We start from the raw sequence: 12,123 nt of genomic DNA, 5'->3' as shown, positions 1-12,123 counted from the left end.
CGGCCCCGACCGGTCCGAGGAGTCACCAGCTCTCGGCGTTCACCCGCGGCCGGCCGCCCCCGACGGCGGCCGGCGGCCGGACGTCCCCGCGCAGCCGCTGCGCGGTCAGCGGGAACAGCAGCACCGAGAGCATGCCCGCGCCGACCAGGGCGGCCGCCGTCGAGGACGGCAGGTGGCCGGTGTCCACCTCGATCGTGGTGATCACCACGACCAGCGGCAGCGCGGTCGCGCCGTACAGGCCGAGCGCGGCCCGGTCACGCCGCCCCAGCCCGGCGGGCGCGAGCAGCGCGGCGGGCACCCCGCGCAGGGCGAGCAGCAGGAGCAGGAAGACCGGTACGAGCAGCAGCGTGCCCGGGTCGCCGAGCAGCGCGTCCAGGTCGAAGTTCATACCGCTGACCACGAAGAACACCGGGACGAGGAAGCCGAAGCCGATGCCCTCCAGCTTGGCCTCGATGACCTCCTCGGTGTGCCGGGGCATGTCGCGGAGCAGCAGCCGGGAGACGATGCCGGCGGTGAACGCGCCGAGCAGCATGTCCAGCTCCAGCCAGAGCGCGGCGGCCACCATGGTGGCGAGCACCAGGACCACGGTGCGCACGGCGAACTGACCGGAGGTGCGCAGGGTGCCCCGGATCAGCCCGGTCATCCAGGCCGGCCGCGGGCGCCGGGCGCCGCCGACCGCGACGGCGGTGATCACCGCGAAGGCGGCCAGGATGACGGCGGTGCGGGCCGGGGTGTTGCCGCTGAGCAGCGCGGCGACGGCGATGATCGGCCCGAACTCGCCGACCGCGCCGGTGGCCATGACCAGCGAGCCGAACGGGGTGGGCAGCTCCCCGGAGTCGCGCAGCACCGGCAGGATGGTGCCGAGCGCGGTGGTGGTGAGCGCCAGCCCGGCGAAGGCGCCGTCCAGCGGGTGCGGGTCGACCAGCGCGCCGAGGCCGAGCGCGGCCAGCACGGTGACCAGCCAGGCGGCGACGGCCCGGTGCAGCGGGCCGCCGCGCAGCCTGGCGAAGTCGATCTCGTACCCGGCCAGGAACATCAGCATGGCCAGCCCGAACCGGGAGAGCGCGTCGATCAGGACGTCGACGTGCACCCAGCCCAGGACGTCGGGGCCGATCAGGACGCCGAGCAGGATCTCGAACACCACGCTGGGCACGGCGATCCACCGCAGCAGCCGGTCGGCCAGCAGTGGGGCGGCGACCGCGGCGGCGGGGACCAGGATCAGCGCGAGCGGCTGGACGGTGGGTCCGGCGCTCACGCGGCGGCCGGTGGGGTGGCGGTCGTCATCCGATCAGCGGTCATATCGGCATATTGGCATGCGGTCCGTCACCCGTCCGGCAGCCGGACCGGGGACGGACCGCGTGCCCTCGGGTCCGTCAGGCCGCAGCGGCCTCCGGGGTGCTGGTCGGCAGCCCGAGGTCGCGCGTCACGGCCTCGGCCGCGCGCCGCCCGGAGACCAGCGCCCCCTGCACGCTGCTGGTGTCCCGGTGGTCGCCGCACACGTACAGTCCGGCCAGCAGCCGCACCGGCCGCCGGGTGTTGTGCGGCGGCGGCATGGCGGGCACCGCGTCCGGCAGGTGCCGCACGCCGAGGAACTGCCAGCCGCCGGTCGGCGTGCCGTACAGCTCCGCCAGCCGTTTGCGCACGGCCGGCTCCAGCGCGGCCGGCCCGCCGGCGTCGAAGGCGCGGCGGCCGAGCACCGTGGTGGCGATCAGCGCCTGTCCGGGCGGGGCGTACGAGGGGTGCAGCGCGCTGAGCACCAGCGAGTGCGAGACCAGCGACGGACGTCCGCCCGGACGGTCGCCGTCCAGCAGCAGCGCGGCCTCGCCCAGCGGCGCCCGGTCGGCCGCGTGGTGGAAGGTCGTGACGGGGTGGAAGTCCGGCAGCCGCAGTCCGGGCAGCAGCTCGGCGGCGGAGCGCGGGTCGGTCGCGACGATCACGGCCTGTGCGCCGATCCGCCCGTGTTCGGCGGTCTCCACGCCGTCGGCCGCGATCGCGGTGACCCGCACTCCCGTGCGGACGGTGCCGGGGGGCAGCGCGGCGGCCAGCTGGGCCGGCACGGCCGCGATCCCCCCGGCGGGCAGACAGAGCCGGCCGCGCGCGTAGCAGCGCAGCACCAGGTCGGCGACCCGGCTGCTGGTGCCGAGGGCGGGGTCGCTGAGCAGGGCGCCGAGCAGTGGGCGCAGCAGGCCGTCGACGGTGCGCGGGGCGAGCCCGCGTTCGCCGAGGGCCCGGGCGGCGGTGGTCTCCGGCCGGGCCTTCAGCCGGCCGGGCGGGGTGGCGGCGAGTCGGTTGAGCCAGCTGCCGAGGCGTGCCTTGTCCAGCGGGCTGCCCAGCGGTGCCCGGGCGGCGGCCTGCCGGGCGGTGGTCAGCTGCGGGTCCCCGACCCGGTACCGGCGCCCGCCGTTGTGCACCAGGACGCCCGGGGCGAGCGGGCGCAGGTCGAGGCGGTCGAGGTCGAGCACGCGGCGCGGCTCGGGGAAGGCGGTGTTCAGCAGATGGCTGCCGTGGTCGAGTCGGAAGCCGTCCTGCTCGTGGGAGGCCGCGCGGCCCCCGATCCGGTCGGCGGCCTCCAGGACCTGGACGGTGATGCCGTGGCCGGTGAGCACGCGGGCGGCGGCGAGGCCCGCGAGGCCGGCTCCCACCACGACGACGTCCGGATCGGATTGTCGGCGGGTGCGGCGAGTGAAGTCGTACGTGGGCACGGGTGGCTCCCTCCCTGGTCCCGGATGTTTCGGGCCGGCGCAGGCAGCGGGGTGCTGGGACACGGTCCGATCGGTGTGATGCCCAGTCAGTGCGACGGTCAGACAAGCGCATCGGGCCCGATCCGAGGCGGGGAAGAGGAGTGATCGCATCCAGTGGAGGTGCCGTCACGGACTGTGCGTCGATCGGGCCGTGATGGCGTCCGGCGGGCGCACACCGTCACCGGGGGCGCGTAGCGCGCCCGCCCCGTGCTCCCGTGCGCCCCCTCCCGGAGCCCCCTCCCGGGAATCGCCCGGCAAGTGCCCGGCAGGCGCCCCGCGATCGCCCGGCCTCCGTTCGGCATATGCCCCTGGCCAGGGTGAACGTCGTAGCGCGGCTACGCGTGGGGGCCGGGCACGACCGTGCGCCCGGCCCCCGAAGGCTCCCGCCCCTTCCTCAGAGCGCCGCCCGCGCCGCCGAGTCGACGTCCGGGTGCTCGAACCGGAAGCCCGCGTCCAGCAGCCGGCGCGGCACCACCCGGTGGCTGCCGACCACCTCGATCGCCAACTCGCCGAGGACCGCCTCCAGTACGGCCCGCGGCACCGGGAAAGGCGTCGGCCGGCGCAGCGCCCGTCCGAGCGCCGCCGTCAGCTCCGCGTTGGTCACCGGCTCCGGGGCGGTCAGGTTGACCGGACCGCCGATGTCCTCCCGGTCGATCAGGAACCGCAGCGCGGCGACCTCGTCGGCGAGCGAGATGAAGCTCCAGTACTGCCGGCCGTCGCCGAGCCGCCCGCCGAGGCCCAGCCGGAACAGCGGCACGAGCCGGCCACCCGCACCCCCGGCCGCGGAGAGCACCAGGCCGGTGCGCGGGTGGACCACCCGGATCCCGGCCCGCTCGGCCGGTGCGGCGGCGGACTCCCACTCCGCGCAGACCTCGGCCAGGAAGTCGTCCCCGGCGGGCGAGGACTCGTCGATCACCCGGTCCCCGGTCTGGCCGTAGTAGCCGACGGCCGAGGCGCTGACGAGGACCTTCGGCGGCTCGTCCAGCCCGGCCAGTGCGGCGGCCAGCGTCTCGGTGCCGAGCACCCGGCTCTCCCGGATCTCCCGCTTGTAGCCCTCGCTCCAGCGACGGTCGCCGACCCCGGCGCCGGCGAGGTGCACCACCGCCTCGACCCCGGCCAGCCCGGCCCGGTCGACCTGGCCCAGCAGCGGGTTCCAGCCGATGGCGGTGGTGCCGTCCGGCCGGGGCCCGGTCCTCGAGCGGTGCCGGACCAGCCGCACCACCTGGTGCCCGTCCGCCAGCAGTGAGTCGACGAGTGCCGAGCCGATCAGTCCCGTGGATCCTGTGACCGCGATTCTCATGCGCCCATCCTCGCAGCCGGTCGTGCCCGTTCACGGGAGCGCCGGTGCCGGGCGGCTCCGGCGAGGAGCCGGGGGCGAAGCGGCGGCGGGGGGAAAATTCCGTGTACGTCCGCGCGGCCCGTCGTTAGCATGCCGCGCATGCACGAAACCGACGATCTGATCATCCGCCCGGCCCGGCCCGAGGACGAGAAGGAACTCGCCGTCCTCAACCGCACCACCTGGACCCCGCTGGCCGACGTCGGCCCGCGGCCCGCCGAGGACGCGGGGGTCTTCGACGAGCGCCACCTCCCGGACCAGTTCCGCCTCGCCCTGCTCGACGGCCGGATCGTCGGCTACATCCGGATCGCCCCGCCGACCCCGCTGGCCAGCAACCAGCACGTGCGCCAGATCCAGGGACTGGCCGTCGACGCCTCCGTCCGCGGCCGGGGCATCGGCGTCGCGCTGATCGAGGAGGCCTGCCGGGCGGCCCGCGGCCAGGGCGCCCGCAAGCTCACCCTGCGGGTGCTCGGCCACAACGCCCCGGCCCGCGCGCTCTACGGGCGCTGCGGCTTCGTGGTCGAGGGCGTGCTCGCCGAGGAGTTCCTGATCGACGGCGCCTACGTCGACGACGTCTGGATGGCCCGCCCCCTCACCGACTGAACCGGCCGACCCCGCCGACCCTGCTGACCCTGCTGACCCTGCTGACCCGGCCCGACCCCGCCCGACCCGGACGACCCCGCCGAACCTCGGCCGGGCCCCCGCACCGCCCGGCACTCGACTGACACTCCGTCAGAAACGTTGTCCGGGTGGTGCAGAGTCGTGACGGACCCGGCCTGTCTGGAGCATCACCCGGGCGGGTACGGTCTTGCCGTGAGCAACTCGACGCCTCCCGGGTGGTACCCGGTTCCGGGTGCGGACGGCACGGCCGGTCATGAGCGCTGGTGGGACGGCACGGCCTGGACCAGTGACGTGCGCCCCGTCCAGGCGGGCGGCGGCCCGATTGCCGACGCCCCGACGCAGGTCTCCTGGCAGAGCCCCGGCGGCCCGTCCGCCGCGCCCCCGCCGCCCTCGTACGCCTACGGCCCGCCGCAGCCGGGGCAGCCCGGCTACGGCTACCCGGCGCAGAACCCGCCGGCCTACGGCTACCCGCCGGCGGCCTACCCGCCGCCCTCCAGGCCGAACCGGATCAGGACGGGTACGGCCGTCGGCATCGGGGTCGCGGTGCTGGCCGTGGTCGGCGTGGTGGCCGCCATCGCGCTCAACAGCGGCGGTGACGGCCCGTCCGCCGGCAGGTCCCGTCCGGTGACCACGGTCACCGTCACCGACACCCCGGCCCCGGCTCCCACCACGACCAGGCCGGACTCGTCGTCGCCCACCGCGTCGGCGCGCCCGACCCCGGCGGTCAAGGACACCGTCGCCGACCCCCAGCACGGCATCACCGTGCCGGTCTTCGAAGGCTGGCAGGCGAACACCAGCGGCGCCCACTCGACCGTCTTCCTCGGCACCGGCCAGTACACCTGCCCCGGCGGCGGCAACTGCATCCGCGGTCAGTTCTCGGTCGAGAAGGACACCATCTCCGGCAGCACCGCCCGCGCGGCGGCCGAGGCGGCGATGCCGGCCTACGCGGCGGCGATCTTCACCGACATCAGCTCGCACACCGACGCCGGCTCCTCCAGCACCACCGTGGCGGGTATCGCCGGGTACGCGGTGCGCTGGCACATCGTGACCTCGGACGGCAGCAAGGGCTACATCCTGCTGGCGGCCGTCCCGGCCAAGGGCGGCGGCTACGTGGCCTTCGAGGGCGGGGTGGACGACGCCGCGGGCGCGCCCGACCCCTCGGCCCTGGACCAGATCCTCAAGGGCATCAAGCAGGACACGGGCGCGGCGGGCGGTTCGAGCGTCTGAGCCCCCGGCCGCGCCCGGTGCCGGTCGTCCTCGGCCCCTCGCCCTCCGTCCCCCGTCCTCAATCCCCGTACCGCTCCCAGAGCTTGGGAAACCGTTTCGCCATGACGTCCGGGTCGTCGAAGTCGAAGGCGGCTCCGGACGGCCGCGCGGGCTGCCGCCCGCCCACCTCGGGCAGCGGCAGTCCGGTCAGCTGCTCGTAGGCCTCGTCGGCGGCGTAGCCGAGGTCCTCGGCCTCGCCGTCCTCCTCCTCGTCGAACTCCGGCAGCAGGTCCGCCAGGTCGTCGGGCTCGTACAGGCCGCCCTCGAAGACGTCCCGGCCCTGGCCGATCAGCCAGCACCGGAAGTAGTCGAAGGAGTCCTCGGAGGCGCCGCCCAGCAGCAGGTACGCCGCGCCCCACAGGTCGTAGCGGTAGGCGCGCTGGAAGCGGGCCTCGAAGAGCCGGGCGAAGTCGATGACGTCGTCCGGGGCCAGCTCACCGAGCCGTTCCACCAGGCGGTCCGCCTGCTCGTCCGGGTCGCCCTCGGCGGCCTCCCGGGTCTCGTCGATGATCAGCCAGAAGTCGGTCTCGTCCATCACCGCTCCAGCATCCCTGTTCGGCCGCACGCGCGCATGCGAAGAACGGGTGAATCACCCGGAACCGCTCGAAAAACCCGGAACGGCGCGAAGCCCCCGGCCGTGGCCGCCGGGAGGGCCCCGGACACGCGGAACCCCGCGCCGTCCGGGGACGGCGCGGGGTTCCGGTGCTGCCGGAGGTGGACTCCCGGGGCCTTACAGGCCGAGCTCGACCTCGAACTCGCCGGCCTCCAGGATCTCCTTGACGGCCACCAGGTAGCGGGCGGCGTCGGCGCCGTCCACCAGGCGGTGGTCGTAGGAGAGCGACAGGTAGGTCATGTCGCGGATGCCGATGGCGGTGCCGCCGTCGGCCTCGATGACCACCGGGCGCTTGACCGTGGCGCCGATGCCCAGGATCGCGGCCTGGTTCGGCGGCACGATGACGGTGTCGAACAGCGCACCGCGCGAACCGGTGTTGCTGATGGTGAAGGTGGCGCCGGACAGCTCGTCCGGGGTGATCTTGCTGTCGCGCACCTTGCCGGCCAGCTCGGCGGTCTTCTTGGAGATGCCGGCGATGTTGAGGTCGCCCGCACCCTTGATGACCGGGGTCATCAGACCCTTCTCCGAGTCCACCGCGATACCGATGTTCTCGGTGTCGAAGTAGGTGATGGTGCCCTCGGCGTCGTTGATCCGGGCGTTGACGACCGCGTGGGTCTTCAGCGCCTGGGCGGCGGCCTTGACGAAGAACGGCATGGGGGAGAGCTTGACGCCCTCGCGGGCCAGGAAGCCGTCCTTGGCCTTGGCGCGCAGCGACATGATCTTGGTGACGTCCACCTCGACCACGCTGGTGAGCTGCGCCTGCTCGTGCAGGGCCTTCATCATGTTGTCGCCGATGACCTTGCGCATGCGGGTCATCTTGACCGTCTGACCGCGCAGGGCGGACGGCGCGACGGCGGCCTTGGGTGCGGCGGCCGGCGCGGCGGCGACCGGGGCCGGGGCCTGCACCTGGGCGGCCTTGGCGGCCTCGGCGGCGGCCAGGACGTCCTGCTTGCGGATGCGGCCGCCGACACCGGTGCCGGTGACGGCGGACAGCGCGACGTCGTGCTCGGCGGCGAGCTTGCGCACCAGCGGGGTGACGTAGGCGTCACCGGCGTCGGCGACCGGGGCGGCGACCGGAGCCGGGGCAGCCGGGGCGACCGGGGCCGGAGCGGCGACCGGGGCCGGAGCGGCCGGAGCGGCGGCAACCGGAGCCGGAGCGGCAACCGGGGCGGCGACCGGAGCCGGAGCAGCCGGGGCGACCGGAGCCGGAGCGGCGACCGGGGCCTCCACGACCGGGGCCGGAGCCGCGACCGGGGCGGCCGGAGCAGCGGCGACCGGAGCGGCGGCGACGGCACCCGCGGCACCGATCAGCGCAAGCTGGGCGCCGACCTCGGCGGTCTCGTCCTCGCCGACCAGGATCTTCACCAGCGTGCCGGCGACCGGCGACGGGATCTCGGTGTCGACCTTGTCGGTGGAGACCTCGAGCAGCGGCTCGTCGACCTCGACCGTGTCGCCCTCGGCCTTCAGCCAGCGGGTGACGGTGCCCTCGGTGACCGACTCGCCCAGCGCCGGCAGCAGCACCGGGGTGGCGTCGGCGGCCGGAGCGGCGGCGGGGGCGGCCGGAGCCTCGGCGACCGGGGCCGGAGCGGCGACCGGGGCCTCGGCGACCGGGGCCGGGGCGGCGACCGGAGCGGCCGGGGCAACCGGAGCGGCCTCGGCGACCGGAGCCGGAGCGGCGACCGGGGCACCCGAGCCGTCGTCGATGATCGCCAGCTCGGCGCCGACCTCGACGGTCTCGTCCTCGGCGACCTTGATCGAGGCCAGAATGCCGGAGGCCGGGGCCGGGATCTCGGTGTCGACCTTGTCGGTGGAGACCTCGAGCAGCGGCTCGTCGACCTCCACGCGCTCACCCTCGGCCTTCAGCCAACGGGTGACGGTGCCCTCGGAAACGCTCTCGCCCAGCGCGGGCAGTGTTACTGAGACCGCCATGGTTTCAGCGACTCCTATCAAGTCTTGCGAACTGGAATGGGGGGTGGGGGGCGCGATCAGTCGTGCGCGTGCAGCGGCTTGCCGGCCAGCGCCAGGTGCGCCTCGCCGAGGGCCTCGGACTGGGTCGGGTGGGCGTGGATGAGCTGCGCGACCTCGGCCGGCAGAGCCTCCCAGTTGTAGATCAGCTGGGCCTCGCCGACCTGCTCGCCCATGCGGGCGCCGACCATGTGGACACCGACGACGGCGCCGTCCTTGACCTGGACGAGCTTGATCTCGCCGGCGGTCTTCAGGATCTTGCTCTTGCCGTTGCCGGCCAGGTTGTACTTGACGGTGACGACCTTCTCCTTGCCGTACAGCTCGACGGCCTTGGCCTCGGAGATGCCGACGGAGGCCACCTCGGGGTTGGAGTAGGTCACGCGCGGGACGCCGTCGTAGTCGATCGGCACCGGCTTGAGGCCGGCCAGGCGCTCGGCGACCAGGATGCCCTCGGCGAAGCCGACGTGCGCCAGCTGCAGGGTCGGGGCGAGGTCGCCGACGGCCGAGACGGTCGGCACGTTGGTGCGCATGTACTCGTCGACGAGGACGTAGCCGCGGTCCATCGCGACGCCGTTCTCCTCGAAGCCCAGGCCGGCCGAGACCGGGCCGCGGCCGATGGCGACGAGCAGCAGGTCGGCGTCGATCTGCTTGCCGTTCTCGGTGGAGACGCGCACACCGGTCTCGGTGTACTCGACGCCCGAGAAGCGGGCCTTCAGTTCGAACTTGATGCCGCGCTTGCGGAAGGCGCGCTCCAGCAGCTTGGAGGAGCCCTCGTCCTCCAGCGGGACCAGGTGCGGCAGGGCCTCGACGATGGTGACGTCGACGCCGAACGACTTCCAGACGGACGCGAACTCGACGCCGATCACGCCGCCGCCGAGGATGACGGCCGACTTCGGGATGCGGTCGAGCTTGAGGGCGTGGTCCGAGGAGATGACGCGGTCGCCGTCGATCTCCAGGCCCGGGATCGAGCGCGGCACGGAGCCGGTGGCCAGCACGATGTGGCGGCCCTCGATGCGCTGGCCGTTGACGTCCACCGAGGTCTGCGAGGAGAGCTTGCCCTCGCCTTGGATGAAGGTGACCTTGCGGGACGCCACCAGGCCCTGCAGGCCCTTGTAGAGGCCGGCGACGACGTCGTTCTTGTACTTGTGGACGCCGTTGATGTCGATGCCCTGGAAGGTGGCCAGCACGCCGAACTCGGCGGCCTCCTTCGTCTCGTCGGCGATCTCGGCCGCGTGCAGCAGGGCCTTGGTCGGGATGCAGCCGCGGTGCAGGCAGGTGCCGCCGAGCTCACCCTTCTCGACCAGGGCGACGCTCAGGCCCAGCTGGGCGCCGCGGAGCGCCGCGGCGTAACCGCCGCTTCCGCCTCCGAGAATGACTACGTCGAAAACGGTGCTGGCGTCGTTCGCCACGTCACGTCCTCCAAGCAAGGGGTGTGGATCGCCGGGCCGGTCGCGGTCCGGTGGGTCGGAAGCCTTTGTGGGGCGCCCAGTCGTGCCGGAAATACATCTTCGCACTTGTTCGCGGCGACTGATGTCCGGGTCCGCCCCGAGGGCGGCCCGAGGGGTGGTGGGAACGCCGGGAACAGTCCATGTCCGGGGCCATCGTCGCAGCTCAGAGCGGGGTTGGCCGGGAGGGCGGCGAGCGGTCGGCGAGCCCTCGGGGCCCCGGGTTCCGCACTGTGGAACAAAGTTTCGCCCGCAGCGAACAGAGGTGCGGTGGCCGCCCCGTGTCCCCTACCGGCAGGTAACCCGCCCCGGATAGCCGGACGGGGCCCGGCGCGGCGTGCGCACCGGACCCCGTCCGTCGGTCGTGCCGGGCCGTCAGGCCTTGCCGCCCGCCGCCTTCTGCTCGGCGAAGCGGACCAGGGTGCGCACCGCGGAGGCGGTGCCGCCCTTGGGGGTGTAGCCGAACGGCGCGCCCTCGTGGAACGCCGGACCGGCGATGTCCAGGTGCGCCCAGTCGATGCCCTCGGCCACGAACTCCTTGAGGAACAGGCCGGCCACCAGGCCGCCGCCCATCCGCTCGCCCATGTTGGCCAGGTCGGCGACGGTCGACTCGGTCATGCCCTTGCGCAGCTCGGCCGGCAGCGGCATCGGCCAGGACTGCTCGCCCACCTCGCCGGCGACCGCGTGCAGGGTGTCGCGCAGCTCGTCGGCGTTGGCCATCACGCCGAAGGTGCGGTTGCCCAGCGCCATCATCATCGCGCCGGTCAGGGTGGCGACGTCGACGATCACGTCCGGGTTCTCCTCGCCGGCGCGCACGATGGCGTCGGCCAGCACCAGGCGGCCCTCGGCGTCGGTGTTCAGCACCTCGACGGTCTTGCCGCCGTACATCCGCAGCACGTCGCCCGGGCGGGTGGCCGAGCCGGACGGCATGTTCTCCGCCAGCGCAAGCCAGGCGGTGACGTTGACCTGCAGGCCGAGACGCTTGGCGGAGACCACGGCGGCGAACACCGCGGCGGCGCCGGCCATGTCGCACTTCATGGTCTCGTTGTGGCCGGCCGGCTTCAGCGAGATGCCGCCCGAGTCGTAGGTGATGCCCTTGCCGACGAACGCCAGGCTGGCCTTGGCCTTCGGGTGGGTGTAGGCCACCTTCACCAGGCGCGGCGGGTTGACCGAGCCGTTGCCGACGCCCAGCAGGCCGCCGAAGCCGCCCTTGAGCAGCGCCTTCTCGTCCAGCACCTCGACCTTGAGGCCGTGCTCCTTGCCGGCCGCCTGGGCGAGCGCGGCGAAGGACTTCGGGTTCAGGTCGTTCGGGGCGGTGTTGACCAGGTCGCGGGCGCGGTTCATCTCCTCGCCGACGACCAGGGCGCGCTCGACCGCGGCCTTGGCGTCCTTGCTGCCCTTGCGGGTCGACAGCAGCACCAGCTCGCCGACCGGCTCCTTGCCGCCGTTGCCGTTGTTCTTGTAGGTGCCGAACGCGTAGGCGCCGAGCAGGGCACCCAGCGCGACCGCCTCGATCTCGTCGGCCGACTCGGCCGGCAGGGCCAGCGCGGCCTTCTTGGCACCGGCCAGGGCGCGGGCAGCCACACCGGCGGCGCGGCGCAGCGCCTCCAGCTCGTACCCGCCCTCGGCGGCGTCACCGAGGCCGACCGCGAGCACGAGCGCGGCCTTGAGACCGGCCGGGGAGGGGACCTTGACGGTCTCGCCCTCGGCGCCGGTGGCGCCCAGCGTGCTGAGAACCTCGGTCAGCTTGCCCTCGAACGCCTCGGCCACGGCCTCGGCGCCGGGGGCCAGCACGATGCCCTTGGGGCCCTTCGCCACGCCGACCACCAGGGCGTCCGCGCGCAGCGAGGCGGCGGAGGAGGTGCTCACAGACAATGCAGTCACGTAAAACGTCCTGTTCTTTCGCGGTCCACGACCGGTCGCGGCGCGTGTGCCGCACCGGCGCAGCCCGGTCCGCCGGCCAGGCCGACCGGCCGGCGTCCGCCGGACCCGGGACCCCTGGCTGCGCGCGCCCACCGCCGCGGCGGTCGCGCACACCAGAGGCCCCGGCGCCTCGACGTGCGCAGGACGGGCAGGACCTGCGGCGGTGCAGGGCTGCGGTGCTCCCCGCATGGTAGTCCGCATGCTGGGATCACG

9 protein-coding genes are annotated in these 12,123 nt (G+C 74.1%); 2 read left to right on the top strand and 7 right to left on the bottom strand.

What is annotated here, in order from left to right:
• Nucleotides 1–22 precede the first annotated feature (22 nt).
• From ACFVUH_RS05230 to ACFVUH_RS05220, 3 genes are all read right to left on the bottom strand, one after another.
• A complete protein-coding gene (locus ACFVUH_RS05230; protein ID WP_387911280.1) occupies nt 23–1,255 on the bottom strand; it encodes a cation:proton antiporter in 1,233 nt (410 codons plus the stop codon).
• Between the two features lie 118 nt (nt 1,256–1,373).
• The gene (locus tag ACFVUH_RS05225) at nt 1,374–2,702 is read right to left on the bottom strand and encodes an NAD(P)/FAD-dependent oxidoreductase (RefSeq protein ID WP_387911278.1); all 1,329 of its coding nucleotides are present in this window, start codon (nt 2,700–2,702) and stop codon (nt 1,374–1,376) included.
• A gap of 433 nt (nt 2,703–3,135) precedes the next feature.
• Entirely contained in the window at nt 3,136–4,041 is a 906-nt protein-coding gene (locus ACFVUH_RS05220; protein ID WP_387911276.1) for a TIGR01777 family oxidoreductase, read from the bottom strand.
• A 129-nt stretch (nt 4,042–4,170) separates the two neighbouring features.
• On the opposite strand from ACFVUH_RS05220, the gene ACFVUH_RS05215 reads away from it, so the two are divergent.
• Nucleotides 4,171–4,680, top strand: a complete 510-nt coding sequence (locus tag ACFVUH_RS05215; RefSeq protein ID WP_387911275.1) for a GNAT family N-acetyltransferase — start codon at nt 4,171–4,173, stop codon at nt 4,678–4,680.
• Between the two features lie 210 nt (nt 4,681–4,890).
• Complete coding sequence (locus ACFVUH_RS05210) at nt 4,891–5,925, top strand: DUF2510 domain-containing protein (protein WP_387911274.1); 1,035 nt, start codon at nt 4,891–4,893, stop codon at nt 5,923–5,925.
• Between the two features lie 58 nt (nt 5,926–5,983).
• Here the strand turns inward: ACFVUH_RS05210 and ACFVUH_RS05205 are convergent, their stop codons facing one another.
• From ACFVUH_RS05205 to ACFVUH_RS05190, 4 genes are all read right to left on the bottom strand, one after another.
• The gene (locus ACFVUH_RS05205) at nt 5,984–6,499 is read right to left on the bottom strand and encodes a DUF4240 domain-containing protein (RefSeq protein ID WP_355361845.1); all 516 of its coding nucleotides are present in this window, start codon (nt 6,497–6,499) and stop codon (nt 5,984–5,986) included.
• Between the two features lie 195 nt (nt 6,500–6,694).
• Nucleotides 6,695–8,506: a 2-oxoglutarate dehydrogenase, E2 component, dihydrolipoamide succinyltransferase gene (sucB, locus tag ACFVUH_RS05200; protein WP_387911273.1), complete on the bottom strand. Its 1,812-nt coding sequence runs from the start codon at nt 8,504–8,506 to the stop codon at nt 6,695–6,697.
• 56 nt (nt 8,507–8,562) lie between these two features.
• On the bottom strand, nt 8,563–9,951 hold the full coding sequence (lpdA, locus tag ACFVUH_RS05195; RefSeq protein WP_355361841.1) for a dihydrolipoyl dehydrogenase: 1,389 nt from the start codon (nt 9,949–9,951) through the stop codon (nt 8,563–8,565).
• Nucleotides 9,952–10,362: 411 nt separating this feature from the next.
• The gene (locus tag ACFVUH_RS05190) at nt 10,363–11,871 is read right to left on the bottom strand and encodes a leucyl aminopeptidase (protein ID WP_355361839.1); all 1,509 of its coding nucleotides are present in this window, start codon (nt 11,869–11,871) and stop codon (nt 10,363–10,365) included.
• Nucleotides 11,872–12,123 lie beyond the last annotated feature (252 nt).

The organism is Kitasatospora sp. NPDC058032, from assembly GCF_042885845.1.
Taxonomy (GTDB): Bacteria; Actinomycetota; Actinomycetes; order Streptomycetales; family Streptomycetaceae; genus Kitasatospora.
Note: the sequence above shows the minus strand (reverse complement) of the source record. Positions and strands in the feature narration are given on the sequence as shown.